The organism is Streptomyces sp. SYP-A7185, from assembly GCF_046103685.1.
In the GTDB taxonomy this organism is placed as follows: Bacteria; Actinomycetota; Actinomycetes; order Streptomycetales; family Streptomycetaceae; genus Streptomyces.
The window spans coordinates 3,849,184-3,872,904 of record NZ_CP122310.1; the positions used below are offsets into that span (position 1 = coordinate 3,849,184).

The window sequence follows — 23,721 nt, forward strand, 5'->3', positions numbered from 1 at the left end:
TCCAGCCTCCTTCAAGGCAGCGTCGGTGGTCCTTCGGGCAGGCCCTGGGGCGGATCGAGCGGCATGACGCCCGGCAGTTCGCCGGGCCCCGCGACCGGACCCGCGCCCGGCCTCGCACTCGTGTCGATCAGCGCCTGGTAGGGCCCTACCGCATGCGTACCCAGACGGCGCAGGGCGGACCACATCGTCACCTGGTTCGCGGAGATCACGGGCATCCGCAGCTCGGCCTCCAGCTGCGGGATGACGTCGTACGTCGCGAGATTGGTGCAGCTGATGAAGAGCGCGTCGGCCCCGCCGAGCACCGCCCGCCGCGCCATCTCCGCCACGTCCTTGTAGGGGACTTTCCAGATGTGCCTGGTCAGGCCCAGATAGGCGCGGCCGGTGACGGACACGCCGGATTCGGCCAGGTAGTGCTCCAGGGACTGGGTCACCGACCAGGTGTAGGGCGTGACCAGCGCGATGCGCCGCGCGCCCAGGTCCGCCAGCGCTTCGAGCAGCGCCCCCGACGTGGTGACCGAGGAGACCGCGCCTTCGCGGGTCATGGCCTCGCACATCGCGCGCTCGCCGGCGATGCCGCCGACGAAGCTGCCCGACGTGCAGGCGTACGCGAGAACTTCGGGTTCGGCGGCGCTCAGCGCGCGCACCGCCTCGGCGAGCGTCTCGTGCTCGCTGACGAGTCGTGCCAGGTCAAGGCTTACCTCGACGGGCACGTACGGAGTGCGGGTCAGGTGCAGGGAGACCTCGTCCGGCACCCAGCGCCAGAGCTCCCGGTCGAGGGCGAAGTCGAAAGGGGCGACGACACCTACACCGCGTTGAGGGTGCGGTCCGCCGAGGAAAGAGACGTCCATGAGCAGGCCCCAGATTCGTGCGTGCGTGCAATGGAGGGACCGGCCGGGGGCCGGGAGATGCGGAACCGGCGACGCGCCGGGACGTCGGGACGGGGCAGAGAGCGCGAGAAGGCGCTACAGAGTGTGCTACGACCTCATACGGAGCGTACTCAGTCGGGCGGTGCTTGTGATAGAGCACCTCTGTTGACGAAGGTAGTTTCAGGTGCGAGCGTGGTCAATCCGCGCATCTCAGGCGGCTCCGGCCGACACGTTCTCAGGGAAGCGGACTCTCATTGCGAAACGGTTTCTCCTCGATGTCCGAATCGACCTCCGAATCGACGAAGGACCCGATGTCCGACACAACCGTTCTGGTCCTTGACGCCCCGTCCCCCGCACCGCCGCCCCGTCTGGGCAGCCTGACCGGCCGCGCCCGGATCCTGCACGCGGACGCGGAGACCCTGGCGGCCCAACTTCCCCACGCGGACGTGCTGCTGGTGTGGGATTTCCTGTCGGACGCGGTACGGCTCGCCTGGCCGGGTGACGGGCCGCGGCCGCGCTGGGTGCACACCGCGAGCGCGGGCGTGGACCGGCTCATGTGCCCGGAGCTCGCCGCCTCCGACACCCTGGTGACCAACGCCCGCGGTGTCTTTGACCAGCCGATCGCCGAGTACGTGGCCGCGCTCGTGCTAGCCATGGCCAAGGATCTGCCGCGCACGCTCCAGCTCCAGGGCGAGCGCACCTGGCAGCACCGCGAGACCCAGCGGGTCGCCCGTACGCGCGCGTGCGTGGTGGGCTCGGGGCCGATCGGGCACGCCATCGTGCGCATGCTCAAGGGCATGGGGATCATCACCGCCCTGGTGGGGCGCAGCGCGCGCAACGGCGTGCACGGCCCCGACGAACTCGACCGGCTGATGGCGAGGGCCGACTGGGTGGTGTGCGCGGCGCCCCTCACGGACGACACGCGCGGCATGTTCGACGCGCGGCGCTTCGGGATGATGCAGCCGTCGGCGCGCTTCATCAACATCGGGCGTGGCGCGCTCGTCGTGGAAGACGATCTCGCCGCGGCCCTCTCGAAGCGTTGGATCGCGGGGGCGGCGCTCGACGTCTTCGAGCGCGAGCCGCTGCCTCCCGAGAGCCCCCTGTGGACGGCACCGGGACTGCTGGTGTCGCCGCACATGAGCGGGGACACGGTGGGCTGGCGCGACGAACTGGGCGCGCAGTTCGTGGAGTTGTACGAGGAGTGGGCCGCCGGGCGGCCCCTGTCGAACGTGGTGGACAAGGAACGTGGGTATGTACCGGGGAATTGATCACTCCCCGGGCCGTGCCCCGCGCGCGGCCACGACCCGAGCACTTCCCACACCCCCCTGAGGCGAGCCACTTCCCTCCCCCATGAGGAGCGTGCATGACCGAGCTCACGGATCTCACCGCGGCACAACTCGTCGACGCCTATCGCAAGGGCGAATTCAGTCCGGTCGACGCGACACGGGCGGTGCTGCGCAGGGCCGAGGACGTGCAGCCCGCGGTGAACGCCTTCGTGCGCATCGACGGCGACGAGGCCCTCGCGCAGGCCGAAGTGAGCACGGAGCGGTGGCGGCGGGGTGAGCCCCAGGGCCTCCTGGACGGCGTCCCGGTCACGGTCAAGGACATCTTGTTGCAGCGCGGAGGGCCGACGCTGCGGGGGTCGAGGACCATTCGCCCGGAAGGGGCCTGGGACGAGGACGCGCCGTCGGTGGCGCGGCTGCGGGAGCACGGCGCGGTGTTCGTCGGGAAGACGACGACGCCCGAGTTCGGCTGGAAGGGCGTCACGGACAGCCCGCTGAGCGGCATCACGCGCAATCCGTACGACACCACCCGGACCGCCGGCGGTTCGAGCGGCGGCAGCGCGGCGGCCGTGGCGCTCGGCGCGGCGCCGGTCTCGCTCGGCACGGACGGCGGCGGTTCGGTGCGCATCCCGGGCGCCTTCTGCGGGATCTTCGCGCTGAAGCCGACGTACGGCCGGGTGCCGCTGTACCCGGCGTCGGCGTTCGGGACGCTGGCGCACGTCGGGCCCATGACGCGGGACGCGGCGGACGCGGCGCTCCTGATGGACGTCATCAGCGGCGGCGACCCGCGCGACTGGTCACAGCTGGGGCCGGTGGCGGACAGCTTCCGCACGGGCATCGACGCGGGCGTACGCGGCCTGCGCATCGCGTACTCGCCCTCGCTCGGCGGCCAGGTCTCCGTACGGCCCGCGGTCGCGGCAGCGGTGCGGCAAGCGGTGGAGTCCCTCGCCGCGCAGGGAGCGTACGTCGAGGAGACGGATCCCGACTTCACGGACCCGGTGGAGGCCTTCCACACGCTGTGGTTCAGCGGCGCGGCCCGGGTGACCCAGCATCTGCCGCCGGCCCAGCGCGAGTTGCTCGATCCGGGCCTGCGCGAGGTCTGTGCGCGGGGTGCCCGGTACAGCGCGCTCGACTACCTCGCGGCAGTCGACGTACGCATGGAGCTCGGACGTCGCATGGGCCGCTTCCATCAGACGTACGACCTTCTGGTCACTCCTACGTTGCCGATCACCGCATTCGAGGCGGGAGCGGAGGTACCGAAAGGTTTTGGCCATCGTCGGTGGACGGGGTGGACGCCCTTCACGTACCCCTTCAACCTGACGCAGCAGCCGGCCGCGACCGTGCCCTGCGGGGTGGACCGGGACGGGCTGCCCGTCGGGGTGCAGATCGTCGCGGCGCGCCACGCGGACGCCCTCGTCCTGCGTGCCGCGCACGCGCTGTACGAGGCGGGCAGCGCGCGCATCGCGCCGCCCGCCGTCGGCTGAGCCCACGAGCGGGGCCGGGGGCCTACGCTCTGCGGAAATTCAGCGTCTCGCCCTGCGCGCCCGCGCGCCACAGGTCGTTGCAGGCCTCGGCCATCCGGTCGAGGCCGTCGACCACTTGGCCCCAGACGATGCCGGGGACCCAGCCGACGTCGCCGTTGAGCAGCAGGTTGTTGCGTTCGTAGAACAGGGCCAGGTCCACGACCGTGGCGCCCGCCTTGACGTCCGCGGCCGGTTCGTACCCATAGGCCTGCGTGCCCAGCTGCGTCCCGTTGAAGGAGAAATAGCAGAGGTCGCCGGGAATGGGGGTGACTGTCGGGTTCTCGAGGGGCGGCTCGCGGTCCGCGAAGGCCGGGAAGAGGGCGTAGATCTCGTTGCGGGCGTACTTCGCGTGATAGACGTCCTCGCCGAGCGGAAGTGCCTCCCACACCGCCGCGCAGGTCAACGGGGCCCGGTCGTCGAGCAGCTTTGCCGTGCACTGAACTCCCCGCTTGGCGAGGGAGACTTCGATGAATCGGTCTGCCATGTGTCCCATGCTCCTCCCTGGGTCAAGACCACAACGATTGCATCAGGGGCTGAAATTGGCCCGCATATTCCGCGTCGAGTCGGGTAGCCGCGCGCCCATGGCTCCACCACTTTGGAACGACCCAGAGAGCAATGAGACAGAGAGCCCCCGTGCCAAGGGCACGGGGGCGAGTGCGGCTCCCGGAGACTCCGGGGTCCGCCGACGATCACTCCTGTTCGGCGCGGCGGCGGTAGGTGCGGTGGGCGCGCTCGGCGCCGCGGGGTGCAGCAAGGTGCCCACGGGGGACACGCTGGCCCGGCTGAAATCGCAGGGGACCGTACGGCTCGGGATCGCGGGTGAGGCGCCGTACGGGTACATCGACGAGGACGGGGCCTTCACCGGAGAGGCGGTGGAGCTCGCGAAAACGATCTTCAAGCGTCTGGGCGTCCCGAACGTCCAGCCCGTGGCGACCGAGTTCGGTTCGCTCATCCCCGGCCTGAACACGCAGCAGTTCGACGTGGTCTCGGCGGGGATGTACATCAACAAAGAGCGCTGTCAGCAGGTCATCTTCTCCGACCCCGAGTACCAGATGCTGGACTCCTTCATCGTCCGCAAGGGCAACCCCAAGAAGCTCTTCAACTACCAGGACGCCTTCAAGGCGAAGGCGAAGATGGGCACGGGCCCCGCCTACGCGGAGATCGACTACGGAATCGCGGCGGGTTACGAGCGCGACGAGATCTCCATCTTCCCGGACCCGGTCGCGGGCATGAACGCCGTCGAGGCCGGCCGCATCGACTTCTTCGCGGGCACGGCGCTGACCGGCCGCGGGGTGGTCCGCAAGAGCACCAAGGCGGAGGCCACCGAGGCCTTCGCGCCCATCGTCGACGGCGAGAAGCAGATCGACGGCGGCGGCTTCACCTTCCGGCCCACCGACACGAAACTGCGCGATGCCTTCAACGTCGAGATCCACAAGATGAAGAAGAGCGGCGAGCTCTTCCGGATCCTGAAGAAGTTCGGCTTCACCAAGGACGAGATGACCACGCTCACCGCAGAGGAGCTGTGCAAATGACAGCGGGACTGTGGGAACACTGGGTTCTGCCCGGTATCTGGATCACCATCCAGCTGACGATCTACAGCGCTGCCCTGGCCACCGTCGTCGCCTTCGGCGTCGGCATGGCCCGCACCCACCGGCTGCGCACCGTGCGCTTCGTCGCCGGCTTCTACACCGAGATCTTCCGCGGCACCTCGTCGCTGGTGCTGATGTTCTGGATCTTCTTCGTCCTGCCGCAGCTGGTGGGCTGGGCGCTGGTCCCGATGTGGGCGGCCGTGCTCGCCCTCGGACTCTCCTACGGCGCGTACGGCGCCGAGATCGTGCGCGGCTCGCTCAACTCCGTGACACCGGCGCAGCGCGAGGCGGGGGTCGCGTTGAGCTTCAGTCCGGCGCAGCGGATGCGGCTGATCCTGCTGCCGCAGGCCATCCCGGAGATGATCCCGCCGTTCTCGAACCTGCTGATCGAGCTGCTCAAGGGCACCGCCCTGGTCTCGCTGCTCGGGATCGGCGACGTGTCCTTCGCCGCGAACCTGGTGCGCCTGGCGACCACGGAGAGCGCCGAGATCTACACGATCACCCTGGTCATCTACTTCGTGATCGCGTTCCTGCTCACCCGCGGGATGCGCTCTCTGGAGCGTAAGACCAAGGCCGGGATCGGGCAGAAGACCGAGTCCAGGGGCCTGATGTCCAGGCTGAACTGGCGCCAGGAGATGCAGGTGGCACAGATGCCGAAGAGCGGGGGCGGTGGCGCATGAACAACGGTACTGACAAGTGGGACTGGGGTGCCGTCGCCGACTTCATGCCGCACTTCTGGGACGGCGTGCTCACCACCCTCCAGGTCCTCGCGCTCGGCTCGCTGATCTCGTTCTCGCTCGGCCTGGTGTGGGCGCTCCTGTTCCGCGCGCCCAGCCGTTTCGTGCGGTGGCCGGTCGGCATCATCACCGAGTTCATCCGCAACACCCCGCTGCTCGTGCAGCTGTTCTTCTTCTTCTTCGTGCTGCCGGAGTGGGACATCCAGTTCTCCGCGCTGACGACCGGCACCATCGCGATCGGCCTGCACTACTCGACGTACACCGCGCAGGTCTACCGCGCGGGCATCGAGGCCGTGCCCGTCGGCCAGTGGGAGGCGGCCACGGCCCTGAGCCTGCCCTACCGCCACACGTGGACCGCGGTGATCCTGCCGCAGGCCATCCGCCGCGTGATCCCCGCGCTCGGCAACTACGTCATCGCGATGCTGAAGGACACCCCGCTGCTCGCCAGCATCGGCGTCCTCGAACTGCTCCAGCGCTCGCGGCTCCAGGCCGCGGAGACCTTCCAGTACACCGAGGCCCTGACCGTCGTGGGCGTCGCCTTCATCGTCATCGCCTACCCGTCCTCCCTCCTCCTCCGAGCTCTGGAGCGTCGTCTTGTCGTCTGAAACCACTCCCAAGGAAACGGCCAACCCGGCGGTGGACGGCAGCGAGCTGATCCGCTTCGACAAGGTCACCAAGAGGTTCGGGTCGAACACGGTCCTGGACGAGCTCGACTTCTCCGTGGACTCGGGCAAGCACGTCACGCTGATCGGTCCCTCCGGCTCGGGCAAGACCACGATCCTGCGGCTGCTCATGACCTTGATGAAGCCCGAGGAGGGCACCATCAAGGTCGGCGGGCGCTACCTCACGCACGAGGAGAAGAACGGCAAGCTCGTGCCGGCGAACGAGAAGTACATCCGCGAGGTCCGCAAGAACATCGGGATGGTCTTCCAGCAGTTCAACCTCTTCCCGAACATGAAGGTCCTGCGCAACATCACCGAGGCGCCGGTCCAGGTGCTCGGCCTGTCCAAGGACGAGGCCGAGGAGCGCGCCCGCGGTCTGCTGGAGCTGGTCGGGCTCACCGAGCACATCGACAAGTACCCGAACCAGCTCTCCGGCGGCCAGCAGCAGCGCGTGGCCATCGCGCGCGCCCTGGCGATGCGCCCGCAGGTGCTGCTCCTGGACGAGGTGACGTCCGCGCTCGACCCGGAGCTGGTGGCCGGTGTGCTGGACGTCCTCAGGGACATCGCCCACACCACGGACATCACGATGCTCTGCGTGACCCACGAGATGAACTTCGCCCGTGACATCTCGGACCAGGTCCTGATGTTCGACTCGGGCCGGGTCATCGAGGCCGGGACGCCGGAGAAGATCTTCACCGAACCCGAGCACGAGCGCACCCGGGAGTTCCTCAGCGCAGTCCTGTGACCGCGTACGGTCACCAGGCAGGTCATGGCCCTGGTTGGTGACTCTGGCATATGCCAGAGTGGTGCGCTCCTGCTGACAGGGCCGGAGCGCACCACCCTTCTCGCCAACAGCCCCTCCAAAAAGGCCTCTTGGCGGCTATCGTGGGACGGAGCCCAGCTGTCCGGAACGGTTGCACGCAGGGGGAAGCCGTGGCACTGAAGCACGAGCCGACCACGCCGCAGCACTCGGTGCAGAGCGCCCTGCGGGTGCTGGAGACCGTCGCCCGGCACGAGACCGGCGTGACCGAGGCCGAGCTCGGCCGGCAGACCGGACTGCCCGCGCACCGGCTCGCCGCCCTGCTGCGCATGCTGCGCCGCGAGGCCTACGTCGAACAGGTCGCCGACGGGGCGTACGTGACGGGCGCCTCCCTCGCCCGCCTCGGCTCGGCCGACCGCCGCGACCAGGCCCTGCGGGACAAGCTCAAGGGCACCCTCGACGAGCTGCGCGACTCGATCGGCGCGGCCGTCTACATCAGCCGGTACGAGGACGGCGAAATCAAGATCACCGACTTCGCGGACGGCCCCCGCACCCCCAAGGTCAACGAATGGGTGGACTTCCGCTCCTCCGCCCACGCCAGCGCGGTCGGCAAGAGCCTGCTGACCCAGCTCGACCTGAACGGCCGCAAGGACCACCTCTCCCGTCACAAGATGGCCCGCCTCACCTCGCGGACGATCACGAACGAGCGGATCCTCCTGAACCGCCTCGCCGCCCAGCCCGCGACGGTCCCGGTCCTCGACCTCCAGGAGTACGCGGTCGGCACGGTCTGCGCCGCCGTCCCCATCACGGCGGGCTCCGCGGTCGGCTGCCTGGCCCTGTCCCTGCCGGTGGAGCACGCGCACCGGCTCCGGGAAGCGGCCCTGACGCTCAACCGCGGGGCGGCGCCGGTGCTGCTCTCCCTCGCGATCTAGGGGCTTCGGGCAGCGGTTCGGAGCACCCTCCGGGACCAGGTATTATTTTTCCGTCAGCAGGCGCCGCTAGCTCAGTTGGTTAGAGCAGCTGACTCTTAATCAGCGGGTCCGGGGTTCGAGTCCCTGGCGGCGCACAGACAGTGAGAAGCCCCTCGCGCGAGCGGGGGGCTTCTTGCGTCGTACGGACACCGTCCGGCACTCCCCCGCGCATATCCCCCGCACCGGTGAGGACAGCGCCCGCGGACCGCCGCGATACTGGCACGGCCTCCTGCCCCGAGGAGCCGCCCGATGCAACGGCAACGACCCTTCCCCGCGCTGTCCCGGCTGCGCACCGACCACCCCTACGCCGTGGACACCGCGCTCGCCGCGGTGGTGCTGTTCGCCGTCTCGCTCCAGTTCCTCTTCCCCGACGAGGGCGGCGACCCGCTCAGCCCGGGCGGCTTCGTCCTCGGCGCCGGAACCGCGGTGCCGCTGGTCTGGCGGCGCCGCGCGCCCTTCGCCTGCGCCGCCGTGATCGCGGTCTTCACGCCCGCCATGGCGCTCCACCACCGGCCGCCGCCCGACGTCTGCTTCGGTGGCATGGTCGCCCTCTACACCGTGGCCGCCCTGAGCACCCCCCTGAAGCGGCGCGTCATGCTCGGCGGGTGGCTGGCGGGGGCGGCGATCACCATGACCTTCAAGGAGCACGCCGAGCCGTACGAGTACCCCTTCCACCTGCTCAGCCTGGTCAGCGCGTACGCCCTGGGGGCCTTCGCCCGCGTGCAGCGCGCGTACACCGCGGCCCTGGAGGACCGGGCCCGGCGCCTGGAGCGGGAGCGGGCCACCGAGACGGCGCGGGCGGTCGGCAGGGAGCGGGCCAGGATCGCCCGCGACATGCACGACATCCTCGCCCATGCGGTGAGCCTGATGGTGGTCCAGGCGGAGGCCGGGCCCGTGGTCGTCCGCAGCGACCCCGACCGCGCGGTGGGAGCCTTCGAGGCGATCGCCGGAGCGGGGCGCGACGCGATGGTGCAGTTACGGCGCATCCTGGGCGTCCTGCGCGAACCCTCGGCCCCGGACGGCGGACGCGTCCCGCAGCCCACGCTCGCGGCCCTCCCGGAGTTGGTCGCGCTCGTCGGACACACCGGCCTGCGGGTCGAGTTGACGGAGACCGGCCGCCCCCGCCCGCTGGCCCCGGACGTCGAGGTGGCCGCGTACCGCATCGTCCAGGAAGCGCTGACCAACTGCGTGAAGCACGCGGAGGCGACCGCCGTGCGGATTCGGCTCGGCTGGAGCGAGGACGCGCTGCGGGTGTCGGTCGAGGACGACGGGGTGGGGCCGCGCGCCGCGCAGGACGCGGGGCACGGGCCAGGGAACGAGGCGGGGCACGGGCTCGTCGGCATCGAGGAGCGCGCCGCCGCCTGCGGGGGCACGGCCGAGGCCGGGCACGGACCCGATGGTGGATTCCGTGTCGCCGTGCGGCTGCCCACGGCATCCTTGGGGGATGAGCATCCGGGTGGCGGTCGCCGACGATCAGGAGCTGGTGCGCAGCGGCTTCTCCATGATCCTTGAGGCGCAGCCCGACATCGAGGTGGTGGCCGAGGCCGGCGACGGCGCGGAAGCCGTCGCGGCGGTGCGCCGGCACGCCCCCGACGTCCTCCTCCTGGACATCCGGATGCCGGGGATGGACGGCATCGAGGCGGCCCGCCAGGTGTGCGCGCAGTCCGGCTGCCGGGTCGTCATGCTCACCACCTTCGATCTCGACGAGTACGTGTACGAGGCGCTGTACGCGGGGGCCAGCGGCTTCCTGCTCAAGGACGTCCGCAGGGACGACCTGGTGCACGCCGTGCGCGTCGTGGCCGCCGGGGACTCCCTGCTCGCGCCCTCGGTGACCCGGCGCCTGGTGGCGGACGTGGTCCGGCGCCGCCGCACGGACGCCGACGCGCCCGCGATGGCGCCGTCCGAACGCCTCGCGGTGCTCACCGCCCGCGAGGAGGAGACGCTGCGGCTCCTGGCCCGGGGCCTGTCGAACGCGGAGATAGCGCAGTCGTTCGTGGTCAGCGAGCACACGGTGAAGACCCACGTCAGCAACGTCCTGTCGAAGCTGGCGCTGCGGGACCGGGTGCAGGCGGTGATCTGCGCGTACGAGACGGGCCTCGTGGTGCCGGGAAGCTAGGCCCGGCCGACGGGCCGCCGCCGTGCTTCCCCTCTCCTCCGTGCCCGCTCCTCCGTCCGCCTCCTGCGCCCCCGCTCCTCCCCCGCGGGACGGAGGACTACCCCGCGCGAGGGAGAGGGCAAGACCGCCCGGCGCGGCGATCCGCCGCACGCGGCGGAGGACGACTCTGAGGGCACACCGGACCCCGTCCTTGGAGGAGGCAGAGCCATGCCGGCCGCCCTCGCCCGTATCGCGACCACCCGCCCCCGTACCGTCGTCCTCGTCTGGCTCCTGCTCCTCGTCCTGGGTTTCGGTTTCGGCACCCGCGTCTTCGGCGACCTGACCTCGTCCGTCGAGGACGTGCCGGGCAGCGAGTCGGTCGTCGCGGCGGAACGCCTCGCCGAACTCACCCCGCAGGGCGAGGACTTCACCGCCGTCGTCTCCGCGTCCGCCGTGGACACGCCGCGGCTCCGCGCCCAGGTGCGCGACGCGGTCACCGACGTACGGAACCAGCCGGGCATCGCCCGGGTGCCCGATCCGTACACCACCCGGGGCCTGGTCGCCGAGGACGGCGAGGCGCTGCTCGTCCCGGTCACCCTCCGGGGCGGCCTCGACGACGACGCCGAGGAAGCGGCCGTCGGCGACGCGGCCGACCGCCTGCGGGAGATCACCGCCGGTGAGGTGGCGGTGAGCGGCGGGCCGCTGCTCGGCGAGCAGATGGGCGGCCGGGCCCAGGAGGACGTGGCACGGGCCGAGTTGATCACCCTGCCCGCCGTACTCGTCGTGCTCCTGCTCATCTTCGGCGGTCTCCGGGCGGCCGGGCTGCCGCTCCTGGTCACCGTGAGCGGCGTGGCCGGCGCCTTCCTGACCCTGTACGGCTTCAGCCAGGTCACGGAGATCTCCGTATACGCCGTCCAGATCGTCACCATGCTGGGCCTGGGCCTCGCCGTCGACTACGCCCTCCTGATGGTGATCCGCTTCCGCGAGGAGCGGGCCAGGACGGACGACGTGGCGCGGGCCGTGCACGCGACCGTCGCCCACGCCGGGCGCACGGTCCTCTTCTCCGGTCTGACGGTGGCCATCTGCCTGTCGGGGCTTGTCTGGTTCCCCAGTCCGTTCCTGCGCAGCATGGGCCTCGCGGCCGGTGCGGTGGTGGTCGTCGACATGCTGGCGGCCCTGACGCTGCTGCCGGCGCTGCTCGCGCTGTTCGGCGGGAAGATCGCACCCTCGGGCACGCGCTCTCGCGGGGGCGCGCCGGCGTGGTGGCGCGAACGTGGGCGTGGGCGTGCGCGTGGGCGTGGCACGTCTGCCGGGGGCTCCGGGGCGTCAGAGACCTCCGGGACCTCCGGGTCCGGGGCCTCCGGGTCAGGGACCTCCGGGTCCGGGGCCTTCTTCGCCCGGCTCGCGCTCTTCTCCGCCCGGCGTCCCGTGGCCGTGACCACCGCCGTCGTCGCCGTGCTCGCCCTGCTGGCGCTGCCCGCCTTCGGGATGCGCATCAACATCGGCGACGCCCGGCAGCTCCCGCACGGCACCGAGGCACGGCAGCTGTACGACACCGTGCGCGCGCACTACCCGGCGGGCACGGACACCGATCCCGTCCAGGTGCTCGTCGGGCCGGGCGCCGAACCCGACCGCGAGGACGAGATCCTGGCGCTCCCGGGGATCAGCTCCGCCGACCGCGAGCGGCCGACCGACGGCACGGTCCTGCTGCGGCTGACCCCGGACGGTCCGGTCGACGGCCCCACCGCCACCCGGCTCGTGGAGCGGGTGCGCGACCTGCGCGGCGACGAACCCGTCCAGGTCACCGGCAACGCCGCGAGCCTCGTCGACTTCCGCTCGATGCTCGCCGACCGCGCGCCCTGGGCCGTTCTGACCGTCCTGGTGGGCCTGTTCGCCCTGCTCTTCTCCTTCACCGGCTCGCTGCTGCTCCCGCTGCGCACGCTCGCCACCACGCTGCTCAGCCTGGGCGCCGCGCTCGGCGTCGTCGTGTGGGTGTTCCAGGACGGGCATCTCGCGGGGCTGCTCGGCGGCGAGGGACTCGGGGCGCTGAGCCTGACCGCGCCACCGCTGATCATCGCGATCGCGTTCGGACTCGCCATGGACTACGAGCTGTTCATCCTGTCCCGGATGCGGGAGACCTGGCTGGCGACCGGCGACCCCCGCACCGCCACCGTCGAGGGGCTGCGCCGCTCGGGCCGTGTCGTCAGCTGTGCGGCGCTGCTGCTCGCGATCGTCTTCGGCGGCTTCATGACCGGCGGCTTCTCACCGATCCTGCAGATCGGGCTCGGTCTGACGCTCGCGGTGCTCATCGACGCGACGCTGGTGCGGATGTTCCTGGTCCCGGCGACGATGACGCTGCTCGGCCGCCGTGCCTGGTGGGCGCCGCCGCGGCTGCGGCGGATCCACCGGCGCTACGGGCTCCGCGAGGCGCCGGCCGCCGCCCCCGAACCGGTCAGGCAAGCACCACCCAGTCCATGAGCAGGGCGGCCACCAGGCCGGCGGCGAGGAGGTAGCTGCCGAGCCTGGTCCGGCCGCGCCTGCTGAGTTCGATCACCAGACCGCAGAGGACGAGCAGCAGCCCATACACCCCCACGACCAGGACGGACGACCGGCTCGCCAGGCGTACGGCGAGCACCACGGCCGCCGCGGCCATCAGCACCGAGGCCGCGGCGATCCGCAGGCGCCTGGCCTGGCGCGGCGTGAGGCCGGCCCGTGTCTGGTCTGACGTGCTCATGGTTCAGGATCGTAATGGACCTGACCGGTGGCCTGTGCACGCTTTCCGCGGTCAGGACCGCAGGTACGCCAGGACCGCCAGCACCCTGCGGTGGGTTCCCTCGCCGGGCGGCAGGTCCAGTTTGCCGAGGATGTTGCCGATGTGTTTGCCCACCGCGGCCTCGCTGACGACGAGTTCGGCGGCGATCGCCGCGTTCGACCTGCCCTCGGCGACCAGGCCGAGCACCTCGCGCTCGCGGGGCGTGAGCTGTTCGAGGGGGTCGCGGCGGCGCCTGATCAACTGCCGTACGACCTCCGGGTCCACGACCGTGCCGCCGTCCGCGACCCGGGCCACCGCGTCGGCGAACTGCTCGACCTGGCCCACCCGGTCCTTGAGCAGATAGCCGACTCCGGTGCCGTCGCCGGTGTCCAGGAGTTCGGCGGCGTACGAACGCTGCACGTACTGGCTGAGCACCAGGACCGGCAGCTTCGGCCGGCCGGCCCGCAGGGCGAGGGCGGCGCGCAGGCCCTCGTCCTGGAAGGTGGGCGGCATGCGCACGTCGGTGAGGACGAGGTCCGGGTCGTGCTCGTCGACCGCCGCGCGCAGGCCCTCGGCGTCGCCGAGGGCGGCGGGCACCTCGTGGCCGAAGCGGGCGAGCAGGCCGACGAGTCCCTCGCGGAGCAGCACGCTGTCCTCGGCGACGACGATCTTCAGTCGTCGTGGCGCGGGGGCCTCGGGGTGGGCTGGGCTCGGCACGGTATCTCCACGGACAGGACGGTCGGGCCGCCGGGCGGGCTGGCGACCGTCAGTGTGCCATCGAGCACGGCGATCCGGTCCGCAAGGCCGGTCAGGCCGGTGCCCCGGGCCGGGTCGGCGCCGCCGTCGCCCTCGTCGCGCACGTCGATGCGCAGGACGTCGTGCTCGTGGCGGGCCCTGATGTGCGCGCGGGGCGCGTTGCTGTGCCGGGCGATGTTGGTGAGGGCCTCGCGGGCCGTGAAGTACCCGGCGGATTCGACGGGTTCGGGAAGGCGGGGCAGGTCCAGGTCGGTGTCCACGGGGACCGGTGAGCGGTCGGCGGCGTCCTCGACGGCGGCGGCGAGGCCGTAGTCGGCGAGGACCTGCGGGTGGATGCCGCGGATGAGTTCGCGCAGCTCCGTGAGGACGTGCCCCGCCTCGTCGTGGGCCGTGGCGAGGCGGGCGGCGAGGGGGCTGCCGGGAGGCGCGTCGAGCCGGGCAAGGCCCAGGGCCATGGTGAGCGCCACCAGCCGCTGCTGGGCCCCGTCGTGCAGGTCACGCTCGATCCGGCGCCGTTCCGCTTCGAAGGCGTCGACCAACCGGGCCCTGGAGCGGGTCACTTCGGCGAGGCGGCTGATCAACTCGGCTTCGCGGGGCGCGAGGAGGAGCCGGGCGAGGGCGGCGCGGGCGGCGGCGTAGGCGCCCAGGGGGTAGAGCAGCGGGGCGAGGAGGGCGAGGCCGAGGAGGGCCGTGGCGAAGGCGTGCGGGTAGTCGCCGACGATCCACAGCTTGGCCGCGCGTATCTCGCCGCCGTCGAGGGCGAGTTGCACGGGGGTTCCGACGAGGACGGCGGGGAGGCCGATGGTGCAGGCGAGCACCAGGAGGTCCAGGGGCCACAGCACGAGGGCGAGCAGGACGGCGTACGCGAGCTCGCGCCAGGTGGCCTGCTCCTTGAGCCGCAGCGTGAACCAGGCCGGGATGCCCGGGGCTTCGGGGGTCCGGTGGGGGGTGAGGGCTTCGGGAGCGGGATCGACGAGGCGCAGGCGGCGGCGCTCCAGGGCGGCGACGGGGATGCCGGTGAAGCCCAGGAGGGGCACGAGGGGCAGCCCCACGAGTACCAGGGCGAGGGCGGCGACGAGGACCAGGGCGACGACCCCGCCGACGAGGACACCAAGGCCTAGGGCGACGCCCCCGAGGAGATAACCGACGCCCCTCCAGGGCGCACTGCTCCGGAGATACGCCGGCTGCCGCAGCCCCACCCACACGCTTTCCCTGGCCATGGGGGTCACCGTATGCGGGGGCTGGGGCGGCTCGGGTGGGGGGCGCTGCGGGGCAATCGGGCGGGTGGGCGGGAAAGGCTTGTTCGGCGAGGAAGGGCTGCGGGGTGATCGGGCGGGTGGGCGGGAGAGGGTCAGGCCCCCTACGGGAGGAGATGCTCACGGGCCTGGGCCCGGTACAGGGCGAGAAGCGCGGCCTCAGCGGCAGGAGTGAACCGCTCGTAGGGACCGCCCCCGCCCTCGGGGCACCACCACACGGCATCCGCGCACCGGAACCCCTCCTTGCGCAAGGAGGCACGCGCGACCTTGTTGGTGGCGGTGACCGGCATCCGCGTGACCACCCGCACGAACCGAGGCGCCATCTTCGTCCCCAGGTCCCCCTGCGCCCGCAGGAACTCCCCGAAGGCGACCGGATCGAACTCCGCCCCCGCCCGGAGGGCCACCGTCGCCATCACCTGGTCCCCCGCCACCGGATCGGGCACCGCGTACACCGCCACCCCCGCGGCCCCCTCCCACCGCGCGAGAATGTTCTCGATCATCGCCGCCGCCAGGTTCTCGCTGTCGACGCGCAGCCTGTCGTCCGTGCGCCCCGCGAAGTAGAGGAACCCCTCCGCGTCCCGGTAGAAGAGATCCCCCGTCCAGTACCACCCGTCCCGGAGCCGCGCCGCGTCCGCCTCCGTGTTGCGCCAGTACCCCTCGAAGGGCGAGCGGCCCTTGTTGACCAGCTCCCCTATGGCCGCGTCGCCGTTCAGCAGCCGTCCGTCCGCGCCGAAGACGGCGGGCGGGCACTCCTCGCGCGTCTCGGCGTCCACCACCGCGAGATCGTCCCCCGGCGCCGCCCGCCCGATCGCCCCGGCCGGGGTCCCCGGCACCCGCTGGACCGCCGCCCCGCCCTCCGAGGAGCCGTAGCCCTCCACCAGCCGCACGCCGAAGCGCTTCTCGAACCGTTCCGCGTCCACCGCCCCGGCCTCCGTGCCGAAGCCCATCCGCAGGGGGTTGTCCGTGTCGTCGGGGCGCTCGGGCGTCGCCAGGAGGTACTGCACCGCCCGGCCCACGTACGTGAAGTAGGTCGCCCCATGGCTCCGTACGTCGTCCAGGAACGCCGAAGCCGAGAAGCGCCGCCGCAGCGCCACCGCCGCCCCGCCCGCCAGCGCGGGCGCCCAGTCCGCGATCACCGCGTTGCCGTGGAACATGGGCATGCAGATGTAGTGCACGCCCTCCGGTCCCAGCCCGAAGTGGTCGACCAGCGACCGGCCCGCCGCCGCCAGACGGCCCTGGGTGCAGATCGCGGCCTTGGGCGCGCCCGTCGAGCCCGAGGTGAAGTACAGGAGCATGCGGCCGGTCGGGCTCACGGAGGGCGCGATCTCGGGGCGCGCGTCGGCGTAGGGGGCAAGCAGCTCCCCGTACGCCTCGGTGTCGGTCACCAGGATGCGGACGCCCGGGAGCCGGAGTCCGTCCAGGAGCGCCAGGTGCGCCCGTTCCGTGATCAGGACCGCGCAGTCGGTGTGCACGATGTCGCGGGCCAGTTCCGCGCCCCTGCGCGTGGGGTTGATGCCCGCCACCGCCGCGCCCGCGAGGGCGGCGGCGCTCAGCCACAGCGGGTACTCGGGGGTGTTGTCGAGCAGCACGCCGACGTGCGGCTCGGCCCCTGAGGGCAGCAGCTCGGCAAGGAGCGCGGCCCGCGCCGCCGCCCCCGCCGCGACTTGGTGATGGGTGAGTTCCTGGTGCTCGAAGCGCAGCCCCGGACGGTGGTCGCCCCAGCGCGCCTGTACGAGTTCCGCGACGGTACTCCCGGTGGACTCCATGGCCGCGCACCATAATTGATACACCGTCAGATGAGGAGGGAAACGACCCCGGGGAACCTAGGGCAGGTCAGGGTCGAGCTCGTCACCGGGCTCGAAGTCCTCACCGGGCTCGAACTCGTCGCCCGTCCCGAACTCGTCACCCGTACCGAACATGTCCGCCGCGTCGAACATGCCGTGTGCCGTCACCATGAAGAAGACGCAGAAGGCGAGCGCGACGCCGAGGAAGCAGAGCAGGGCGACCAGGGACGCCGCGCTCCTGCCGGGGCTCGGCGCGTGCGCCGTCGCCGCCTCGGGGCGATCGGCCGCGTAGTACACCGTGACGAAGTCGCCCTCGATGGTGGTCGCGGGGCCGTTGTCCTCCTCGAACCGGACGGCACGGCCCCCGGGCGGCGTGAATTCGTAGACGTGGTGGAGCGTGCTGGTGACGCGATCGCCGTCACCGTGCCGGCTCGTCGTGGTGTAGGTGCGCAGGCACCGCGCCTCCGCGGTCAGGCCGCTCGCCCACGCCTGCCGCACCTGCTGGTACCGGCCGATCACCTTGACCGCCACGGCGATCAGCCCGGCGCCCATGAGCGTCGGCACGGCATAGAAGAAGAACTCCACTGCATCCCCCGATGGTTGCTGCCCATACTGCTCCGCGTACGCCGTCCTGGTCGTGGACGGCGTACGCGGAACCTACCCGTGGGGAAAGCCGTGGAGCCTCAAGCCAGGCTCAGAACTTGACGTCGGAGCAGGCGTAGAACGCGTTCGCCGTGTCATGGACCGTCCATACCGCGACGATCACGTGGTGGCCGCTCCTGCCGCCGGGAATCGTCCCGGAGTGCGAGAGGGTGGCCGGCGGCTGCTGGCCGTTGTAGGGGACGTTGAGGAACGGGGTCGTGTCGAGCGCGGCCCGCGTGACGGCCTTGCTCTCGTCCCATCCCTGCTTGGTGATGTAGTACTTGAAGTCCGTGGTGCGGTGGCGAGCGGTGAACTGCCAGCGGAACGTGTAGTTCTGACCGGCACTCACACTCGTGGTCGGCCAGGCCCCGCCGCCGGGCGCCTTCGGCTGGTTGAGCGCGTCGAAGCCGCCGACGCCCGCCGAGCAGATCTTGCCGTCGGCGGGTCCGGCCGCCGGGAAGCCCTTGGGGCCCTCGACGCTCTGGGGTTCGTACTGGATCGAACCGCAGCCGCTCACCGTGCCGTTGGCACAGTTGATCTGCCGGCTGGCAGGCAGGTCGGTGTAGCCGTGACCGCTCGCACCACCGGACGAGAGCGCGAAGGCCCCGACCGTGGTGGCGCCGAGCATGGCCGCGTACAACTTCTTGTTTCGCATGCTGCCGCTCCAGGGGAAACGTGGGGGTTCCATGAGCCGTGCGCGCGCTGCGGCACTGCGGGTGCAGTGGGATGCAGTGGGTACTGCGGTCTAGACCAAGCCCAGATTATGGGCGGTAGTTGAACATGTCCATACCAATAGTGGAGACGGTTCGGTCGCAGCGGCGGCGCGACTCCGCCACGAGATCACCGTTCGGGCCGTCGTTCGTCGCCACCCACGCGGCCGCCCCTTCGGCCGTTCTGCCGCCCGCCAACTGCCGCTCGATCAGGCGCTGTTGGCGTACCTCCGCAGGTGCAAGCACGTACCAGCACTCCGCCATCAGCTCCCGCGCCTCGCGCCAGCCGGGCAGATCGCAGGCCAGATAGTTCCCCTCGGTGACGACCAGCCGGGCCGTCGGCGGGACCCGGTGCCGGGCCGCCACCGGTTCGTGAAGCGTGCGGTCGTAATCCGGTACGTAGATGTCGTGGCCGGTGTCTTGGAGGACGCGGGCGAGCAGCGCGACGTACCCGCGGACGTCGAAGCTCGGCTCCGAGCCCTTGCGGGAGGTGAGGGAGAGGCGCTCCAGCTGGTCGTCGGAGAGGTGGAAGCCGTCGAGCGGGAGATACGCGGCGCCTTCGCCGATCTCCGCCACCAGCGCCCGCGCCAGCGTCGACTTGCCCGCACCGGGCGGCCCCGCGATCCCGAGGAGGGTGCGGGGCCGGTCGGCGGTCAGCCGCCGGGCGTCACGGGCGAGGTCCGCGAGGCGGGGGGTGCGGGTGGGAGCGGGGTCGGGGGCGGGGTCGGGGGTGTGGCCGGGGGCGGGGTCGGGGGTGTGGCCGGGGGCGGGGTCGGGGGTGTGGCCGGGAGCGGGGTCGGGGGTGTGGCCGGGAGCGGGGTCGGGGGTGTGGCCGGGAGCGGGGTCGGGGGTGTGCCGGGAGCGGGGTCGGGGGTGTGGCCGGGAGCGTGGGCGCGGCTTTCGCCGGGGGCGTCGTCATCGGTCTCCATGTCCCGTATAGAACGCCACCGTCAGGTCCTTGACCAAGGCCTTGCGCTCGTAGTCGTCGAGGTCGACCAGGCCGCGGGTGGTCAGCCGGGACACGGTGTCCTCGACGGAGTCCACCACCGAGGTGAGCACGCTGTCGCGGTGCCGCGCGTCCAGTGCGGCCACCCTGCGCAGCCGCATGGTGTCGGCGATCTCGGGGGCGTACTCGATCCGGGTCGGCTGGGCCGAGAAGATCTCGATGCCGACCGGCTCGGTCTCCGCCGCGAGCATCCGGGTCAGCGCGTCGCCCACGGCGTCCGCGTCGCGCAGGGTGGGGGTGTCGTCGTGGAAGGCGTCGGCGGGGAGCCGCGACAGGACGCGGGCCGTCGCCGCCTCGACGCACTCGCGCAGATACTCCTGGTGGTCGGCGACGCCGAGCGTGGCCCGCGCCGCGTCCTTGACCCGCCAGACCACGAGGACGACGACCCGCAGCGCGACCCCGCCCCGGTCCACGGCGGGCATCGGCTCACTGCGCCAGTGCCGCAGGCGTACGTCGACCCGGCGGCGCAGGAGGAGCGGGTTGACCCACATCAGACCGGTCCTGCGGACGCTGCCGCGGTACCGCCCGAAGAGGGTGAGCACCCACGCCGTGCCGACCCTGCCGCGGGCGAGGCCGCCGAAACCGAACAGCGCGAGCGCGCCCGATCCGGCGAGGGAGGCCCACTGCCCGAGGCCGAGCCCGGTGTACGGGTCGTAGCCGCCGCGCCCCTCCGACCAGGGCATCCCGGCGGCCTGCGCCACGGGCTCGGGCAGCACCCCCGCCCACCAGAGCGCGGCGGCGCATCCGGCGAGGCCCGCGGTACCGCCGAGCACGCCGACCATCCCCGGCAGCACGCGCGCGGGCCGCTCGCCAAGGTCCGGGTCGACCGCGGGCGCGGGCCGGGCGACGGCCGCCGGGGGGCGGCGGGTGGCGCGCGGCTGCTCTCCCGTTCCTTGCCGGCGTCGCACCACGGCGGGGGCCAGCGGTGTCCCGGGGTCGGCGGGGTCGGCGGGGTCGTCGCGGAAGAGCAGGTGGATGGGGATCTCGGTGGTGGCCTCGCCGTGGATCAGGCGGGGCGGGCGGGCGACGACCGCGTCCGGGGCGCCGGCGGTCTGCGGGTCCTCGGGCTGGGGGGTCTGTGACCGTGATGCCGCTGTCGCACTCATCCTTGCCTCCGCCTCATACGTACGTCGATCCCATCCACACCCCGGCCACACCCACGCCCGACCCCCAGCCCCAGCCGTGCCTCAGTCACATCCGTTACCCGGTCACATCCGTGCCCGAGCCCCACCCGTGCGCTGGTCACATCCGTTACCCGGTCACATCCGCGCCCGAGCCCCACCCGTGCCCCGGCCACATCCGTTACCCGGTCACATCTGTGCCCGGATCCCAGCGGCGTCCCGGTCACACTCGTTACCCGGTCACACCCGCGCCCGAGCCCCAGCCGTGCCTCGGTCACACCGGTTACCCGGTCACATCTATGCCCGAGCCCCACCCGCCCCCTGTGCCCGAGACCCAGCCGTCCCCAGGTCACATCCGCAACCGAGTCACCTTCTTGCCCGTGGCTCATCCGCCGTGCGGGCTCGTTCGGGAGGTTCATGCGAACAATCGCCGCCAGGTCTCGGGGCCCGGGTAGCCGTCCGCCGCCGCGCCCCGCCAGCCCTGGGCGCGCTGGAACGCCTCGACGTTGCGGCGGTCGCTCTCGCTCCAGCGCGGGCCCGGGCCCCGCGCGTAATGCCTGCCGTAGCCCTTCTTCACCAGTTGCCTGCCGAGCCGCTCGATCGACGGGCTGGACTGGCCAGGCCGGAAGACTCCGCTGCCGGGGTACGCGGGCGCCTTGCCCGGGCTGCCGCCGCCCGCGCCCGCGCGCGGGATGTCACGGCCCTTGCCCGTCATCAGGTACGACCAGGTGGCGGCCCCCGGCAGACCGTCCGCATCACCGCCGGTCCACCCCTGCGCCCGCTGGAACGCCTGCGTCGCCCTGCGGTCCGCGTCGCTCCAGCGCGGGCCGGGGCCGGTCTTGTAGAAGCGGGCGCCGCCCCGGCCCACCAGCGCCTTGCCGAGCTGGGTGACGTACTTGTTGTCGGCGCCCGGCCCGAAGGACCCGGCCCCGGGATAGCGCGTCCCGGTACTCGGCCCCGCACCGCCCGGAGCGCCGCTCTTCACCCCTTTGTAGCGGTACGCCAGATAGCTGCCCCCATTGCTCCAATAGGCATAGGGAGTCGTCTGCTTACGGGCGGCGGGGCGGGCCTGCTCGTACGCCACGTATTGCGTACGGGCCGCGTTCGCCCAACCGCCGAAAATCGTCACGTGCGACCCCTTCTCGGGGTTCGCCGGATTGTGGAAGAGAAGGATGTCCCCGGGCTGGAGCTGGCTCTTCGTAATGCGCACCGCGAACGAGGAGAGGCTGCCCGTCCATTCGTTGCCGCCGAGATTCCAGGCCATGGAGACAAAGCCCGAGCAGTCCTGCCGGTAACCGTCGGCCCAGAACGCGTTCATGCTGTACGGCACCTTCGCCGCGACCCACTTCTTGGCGCGGGCCAGGATCTCGGCCCGCGTCGTGGTCCGCGCCGCCGACGCCGCGGTGCCGGGGGCACCCGGAGCGCCCGGCGCCCCGTGCAGCGCGCTCGTGCCGCCCTGCGGACTGCCCGGTCCGGGGCCGCCCACCTCCGGATCCTCGTCCGCCGGGGCCCCCGGAACCCGTGGGACGCCCGGGACCCCCGGAGCCCCCGTGACCCCGGGAGCCCCCGAGGCCGCCGCGGGAAGCACCTGCCCGCCCCCGAGCACGGTCCCCGCCGCCGCGGCGATGACGAGGGCGCGGCGCGCGCCGTGCGCCGCCGGGTGGCCGCCTTGTCGTACGGGGAGCGTGTGGGCCATGGATCGCCGCCGGTGAATGCATCCGGGACAGTCGCAGTCGCTCGCGGGGGCGAATTCCTCGAATACCGGAGCACCCTCCATGCGATTCCCCTCACACTCCTGGAAAGAATGCCTGCGTCGCATCTGCACAGTCGTCAGCTTCTCAACTGTCCGGTGATATCGCATGTTGACGGTCCGAATGATGGATCCGCCCGTATTCCCGGGCCCCGCGGCTCCCTGACCACCCCGGGCAAAGCCCGCCCGAAGCGCCGCCCAATGCCGCCCCGGGCGCCCGCAAGCCGCCGGGATGGTCCGGAGCACCGGTCGGCATCCGGTAGAGTTCTCCAGGTCAGCAGGCGCCGCTAGCTCAGTTGGTTAGAGCAGCTGACTCTTAATCAGCGGGTCCGGGGTTCGAGTCCCTGGCGGCGCACAGACAGCGAAAGCCCTCCGTTCACGCGGGGGGCTTTCGTGGTTCCGGAGCCGGGCGATACGCCTGTTCCCGGCAGGGTCGACACCCGTGCGCCTACCGCTACCGTTGCGCCATGGCGCGCGACATACAGGAGCGGATCAAAAAGCTCATCATCGACCAGCGGCTCCCCTCCGGGGCCTCCCTGCCCACCGAGCCCGAACTGATGGAACGCCTTGGCGTCAGTCGGAACTCCGTGCGAGAGGCGCTCAAGGCGTTGCAGGCGATGGGCATCGTGGAGATCCGGCACGGTTTCGGCACGTATGTCGGCCCCATGTCGATGGCCCCGATGATCGAGGGCCTCGCCTTCCGCACGGTGGCCGGCCACTACCGCGGCGAGGACAGCCTGCTCCAGCTCCTCGAGCTCAGGGAGGCCGTGGAGACCGGGCTCATCGCGCGCCTCGCGGGCAGGATCCCGGCCGTGGACCTGGCCGAACTGGATGCCCTGGTGGACCGGATGGACTCCGAGGCGGCGGAGAGCGACGGCCGGGCCGACCGGGCGGGTGCCGTGCACACCGAAACCGACCGTGCGTTTCACGCCACTCTCTACCGCTGTCTGCGCAATCCGCTGCTCGGCGAGGTCCTGGAGGCGTTCTGGGACGCCTTCCACCGGGTACGCACCGATCTGGTCGATGTCCCGCAGGACCCCAAGGTCACCTGCCGCCAGCACCGGGAGATCCTCGACGCGGTCAGATCCGGCGATGCGCTCCGCGCGGAGCGGGCCATACGGGAACACTTCGGTAACATTCGAACGCGGTTGAGTGCTCCCGTCCCAACAGGTCACTCGAATCGCTCGTATGACCGGTAAACACCTTGTTTCGCTCTTGCGATCATGGCAACGGGCGTAGACCCTTGTGCGCAAGCCATTGGCTCTCATGAGGCTGGCGGTGCGGGGCAGTTGGGGGGCCCGGCCGGCCGGGGCCCACGGGGTGAGGGACGGGGGGTCCCTTTCACGATCGGATGCCGAGGGGGGCATCATGCAACCGGAAGGTAGCCGTTCCATGTCTAAGGAGACGGTGGCCTGCCACTGATGCGTCCGTAAAGGTCGGGGGACCGAGTCGGACGGA

The 23,721-nt window shown here is 71.7% G+C and carries 21 protein-coding genes, 2 tRNA genes and 1 pseudogene; 13 read left to right on the forward strand and 11 right to left on the reverse strand.

Going from position 1 to position 23,721, the window contains the following annotated elements:
* Positions 1-11: 11 nt before the first annotated feature.
* The gene (locus QBL25_RS16820) at positions 12-848 is read right to left on the reverse strand and encodes a decarboxylase (protein ID WP_409057853.1); all 837 of its coding nucleotides are present in this window, start codon (positions 846-848) and stop codon (positions 12-14) included.
* A gap of 329 nt (positions 849-1,177) precedes the next feature.
* Here QBL25_RS16820 and QBL25_RS16825 point away from each other — a divergent pair, with 329 nt between their 5' ends.
* Both QBL25_RS16825 and QBL25_RS16830 read left to right on the forward strand, forming a co-directional pair.
* Positions 1,178-2,134, forward strand: coding sequence for a D-2-hydroxyacid dehydrogenase (locus QBL25_RS16825; protein WP_409057854.1), 957 nt, complete (start codon positions 1,178-1,180; stop codon positions 2,132-2,134).
* Between the two features lie 95 nt (positions 2,135-2,229).
* The gene (locus tag QBL25_RS16830; RefSeq protein ID WP_409057855.1) at positions 2,230-3,633 is read left to right on the forward strand and encodes an amidase; all 1,404 of its coding nucleotides are present in this window, start codon (positions 2,230-2,232) and stop codon (positions 3,631-3,633) included.
* Positions 3,634-3,655: 22 nt separating this feature from the next.
* On the opposite strand, the gene QBL25_RS16835 is transcribed toward QBL25_RS16830, so the two are convergent.
* Positions 3,656-4,156 (reverse strand): DUF3830 family protein, encoded by a 501-nt coding sequence (locus QBL25_RS16835; protein WP_409057856.1) that lies wholly within the window; start codon positions 4,154-4,156, stop codon positions 3,656-3,658.
* 97 nt (positions 4,157-4,253) lie between these two features.
* Here QBL25_RS16835 and ehuB point away from each other — a divergent pair, with 97 nt between their 5' ends.
* The 9 genes from ehuB to QBL25_RS16880 all read left to right on the forward strand — a co-directional run bounded on the left by ehuB (position 4,254) and on the right by QBL25_RS16880 (position 12,964).
* A complete protein-coding gene (gene ehuB, locus QBL25_RS16840; RefSeq protein WP_409057857.1) occupies positions 4,254-5,204 on the forward strand; it encodes an ectoine/hydroxyectoine ABC transporter substrate-binding protein EhuB in 951 nt (316 codons plus the stop codon).
* The gene (gene ehuC, locus QBL25_RS16845) at positions 5,201-5,941 is read left to right on the forward strand and encodes an ectoine/hydroxyectoine ABC transporter permease subunit EhuC (protein WP_409057858.1); all 741 of its coding nucleotides are present in this window, start codon (positions 5,201-5,203) and stop codon (positions 5,939-5,941) included. The genes ehuB and ehuC overlap by 4 nt, the downstream gene beginning before the upstream one ends.
* On the forward strand, positions 5,938-6,603 hold the full coding sequence (ehuD, locus tag QBL25_RS16850) for an ectoine/hydroxyectoine ABC transporter permease subunit EhuD (protein ID WP_409057859.1): 666 nt from the start codon (positions 5,938-5,940) through the stop codon (positions 6,601-6,603). The genes ehuC and ehuD overlap by 4 nt, the downstream gene beginning before the upstream one ends.
* Positions 6,593-7,405: an ectoine/hydroxyectoine ABC transporter ATP-binding protein EhuA gene (gene ehuA / locus QBL25_RS16855; RefSeq protein ID WP_409057860.1), complete on the forward strand. Its 813-nt coding sequence runs from the start codon at positions 6,593-6,595 to the stop codon at positions 7,403-7,405. The genes ehuD and ehuA overlap by 11 nt, the downstream gene beginning before the upstream one ends.
* Before the next feature lie 188 nt (positions 7,406-7,593).
* A complete protein-coding gene (locus QBL25_RS16860) occupies positions 7,594-8,352 on the forward strand; it encodes an IclR family transcriptional regulator (RefSeq protein WP_409057861.1) in 759 nt (252 codons plus the stop codon).
* A 60-nt stretch (positions 8,353-8,412) separates the two neighbouring features.
* Positions 8,413-8,486: transfer RNA gene (locus QBL25_RS16865), tRNA-Lys, on the forward strand.
* A gap of 154 nt (positions 8,487-8,640) precedes the next feature.
* On the forward strand, positions 8,641-9,903 hold the full coding sequence (locus QBL25_RS16870) for a sensor histidine kinase (protein WP_409057862.1): 1,263 nt from the start codon (positions 8,641-8,643) through the stop codon (positions 9,901-9,903).
* On the forward strand, positions 9,836-10,507 hold the full coding sequence (locus QBL25_RS16875; RefSeq protein WP_409057863.1) for a response regulator: 672 nt from the start codon (positions 9,836-9,838) through the stop codon (positions 10,505-10,507). Before QBL25_RS16870 ends, QBL25_RS16875 begins: the two co-directional genes overlap by 68 nt.
* A gap of 207 nt (positions 10,508-10,714) precedes the next feature.
* Positions 10,715-12,964, forward strand: a complete 2,250-nt coding sequence (locus tag QBL25_RS16880) for an MMPL family transporter (RefSeq protein ID WP_409057864.1) — start codon at positions 10,715-10,717, stop codon at positions 12,962-12,964.
* Here the strand turns inward: QBL25_RS16880 and QBL25_RS16885 are convergent.
* The 9 genes and pseudogenes from QBL25_RS16885 to QBL25_RS16925 all read right to left on the reverse strand — a co-directional run bounded on the left by QBL25_RS16885 (position 12,939) and on the right by QBL25_RS16925 (position 22,290).
* Entirely contained in the window at positions 12,939-13,220 is a 282-nt protein-coding gene (locus QBL25_RS16885) for a hypothetical protein (RefSeq protein ID WP_409057865.1), read from the reverse strand. The two genes, QBL25_RS16880 and QBL25_RS16885, sit on opposite strands and share 26 nt — an antisense overlap.
* A 51-nt stretch (positions 13,221-13,271) precedes the next feature.
* Positions 13,272-13,955: a LuxR C-terminal-related transcriptional regulator gene (locus QBL25_RS16890; protein ID WP_409057866.1), complete on the reverse strand. Its 684-nt coding sequence runs from the start codon at positions 13,953-13,955 to the stop codon at positions 13,272-13,274.
* Complete coding sequence (locus QBL25_RS16895) at positions 13,910-15,214, reverse strand: sensor histidine kinase (protein WP_409057867.1); 1,305 nt, start codon at positions 15,212-15,214, stop codon at positions 13,910-13,912. Before QBL25_RS16895 ends, QBL25_RS16890 begins: the two co-directional genes overlap by 46 nt.
* Positions 15,215-15,354: 140 nt before the next feature.
* Positions 15,355-17,016, reverse strand: coding sequence for a long-chain-fatty-acid--CoA ligase (locus QBL25_RS16900; protein WP_409057868.1), 1,662 nt, complete (start codon positions 17,014-17,016; stop codon positions 15,355-15,357).
* A gap of 57 nt (positions 17,017-17,073) precedes the next feature.
* Positions 17,074-17,619, reverse strand: a complete 546-nt coding sequence (locus tag QBL25_RS16905) for a DUF3592 domain-containing protein (RefSeq protein WP_409057869.1) — start codon at positions 17,617-17,619, stop codon at positions 17,074-17,076.
* 109 nt (positions 17,620-17,728) lie between these two features.
* A complete protein-coding gene (locus QBL25_RS16910; RefSeq protein ID WP_409057870.1) occupies positions 17,729-18,331 on the reverse strand; it encodes a lytic polysaccharide monooxygenase in 603 nt (200 codons plus the stop codon).
* A gap of 106 nt (positions 18,332-18,437) precedes the next feature.
* Positions 18,438-19,073: pseudogene (locus QBL25_RS16915) on the reverse strand (nucleoside/nucleotide kinase family protein); the annotation flags it as partial.
* 228 nt (positions 19,074-19,301) lie between these two features.
* The gene (locus QBL25_RS16920) at positions 19,302-20,498 is read right to left on the reverse strand and encodes an SPFH domain-containing protein (protein WP_409057871.1); all 1,197 of its coding nucleotides are present in this window, start codon (positions 20,496-20,498) and stop codon (positions 19,302-19,304) included.
* A gap of 430 nt (positions 20,499-20,928) precedes the next feature.
* On the reverse strand, positions 20,929-22,290 hold the full coding sequence (locus tag QBL25_RS16925) for a peptidoglycan-binding protein (protein ID WP_409057872.1): 1,362 nt from the start codon (positions 22,288-22,290) through the stop codon (positions 20,929-20,931).
* Between the two features lie 254 nt (positions 22,291-22,544).
* Here QBL25_RS16925 and QBL25_RS16930 point away from each other — a divergent pair.
* A tRNA-Lys gene (locus QBL25_RS16930) sits at positions 22,545-22,618 on the forward strand.
* A gap of 112 nt (positions 22,619-22,730) precedes the next feature.
* On the forward strand, positions 22,731-23,462 hold the full coding sequence (locus QBL25_RS16935) for a FadR/GntR family transcriptional regulator (RefSeq protein WP_409057873.1): 732 nt from the start codon (positions 22,731-22,733) through the stop codon (positions 23,460-23,462).
* Positions 23,463-23,721 lie beyond the last annotated feature (259 nt).

Bases quoted from the DNA above. Each gene is read 5' to 3' on its own strand.
- QBL25_RS16820 (WP_409057853.1), bottom strand. From the start codon at position 848: ATGGACGTCTCTTTCCTCGGCGGACCGCACCCTCAACGCGGTGTAGGT.
- QBL25_RS16825 (WP_409057854.1), top strand. From the start codon at position 1,178: ATGTCCGACACAACCGTTCTGGTCCTTGACGCCCCGTCCCCCGCACCG.
- QBL25_RS16830 (WP_409057855.1), top strand. From the start codon at position 2,230: ATGACCGAGCTCACGGATCTCACCGCGGCACAACTCGTCGACGCCTAT.
- QBL25_RS16835 (WP_409057856.1), bottom strand. From the start codon at position 4,156: ATGGCAGACCGATTCATCGAAGTCTCCCTCGCCAAGCGGGGAGTTCAG.
- ehuB (WP_409057857.1), top strand. From the start codon at position 4,254: ATGGCTCCACCACTTTGGAACGACCCAGAGAGCAATGAGACAGAGAGC.
- ehuC (WP_409057858.1), top strand. From the start codon at position 5,201: ATGACAGCGGGACTGTGGGAACACTGGGTTCTGCCCGGTATCTGGATC.
- ehuD (WP_409057859.1), top strand. From the start codon at position 5,938: ATGAACAACGGTACTGACAAGTGGGACTGGGGTGCCGTCGCCGACTTC.
- QBL25_RS16870 (WP_409057862.1), top strand. From the start codon at position 8,641: ATGCAACGGCAACGACCCTTCCCCGCGCTGTCCCGGCTGCGCACCGAC.
- QBL25_RS16875 (WP_409057863.1), top strand. From the start codon at position 9,836: ATGAGCATCCGGGTGGCGGTCGCCGACGATCAGGAGCTGGTGCGCAGC.
- QBL25_RS16880 (WP_409057864.1), top strand. From the start codon at position 10,715: ATGCCGGCCGCCCTCGCCCGTATCGCGACCACCCGCCCCCGTACCGTC.
- QBL25_RS16885 (WP_409057865.1), bottom strand. From the start codon at position 13,220: ATGAGCACGTCAGACCAGACACGGGCCGGCCTCACGCCGCGCCAGGCC.
- QBL25_RS16895 (WP_409057867.1), bottom strand. From the start codon at position 15,214: ATGGCCAGGGAAAGCGTGTGGGTGGGGCTGCGGCAGCCGGCGTATCTC.
- QBL25_RS16900 (WP_409057868.1), bottom strand. From the start codon at position 17,016: ATGGAGTCCACCGGGAGTACCGTCGCGGAACTCGTACAGGCGCGCTGG.
- QBL25_RS16910 (WP_409057870.1), bottom strand. From the start codon at position 18,331: ATGCGAAACAAGAAGTTGTACGCGGCCATGCTCGGCGCCACCACGGTC.
- QBL25_RS16920 (WP_409057871.1), bottom strand. From the start codon at position 20,498: ATGAGTGCGACAGCGGCATCACGGTCACAGACCCCCCAGCCCGAGGAC.
- QBL25_RS16925 (WP_409057872.1), bottom strand. From the start codon at position 22,290: ATGGAGGGTGCTCCGGTATTCGAGGAATTCGCCCCCGCGAGCGACTGC.
- QBL25_RS16935 (WP_409057873.1), top strand. From the start codon at position 22,731: ATGGCGCGCGACATACAGGAGCGGATCAAAAAGCTCATCATCGACCAG.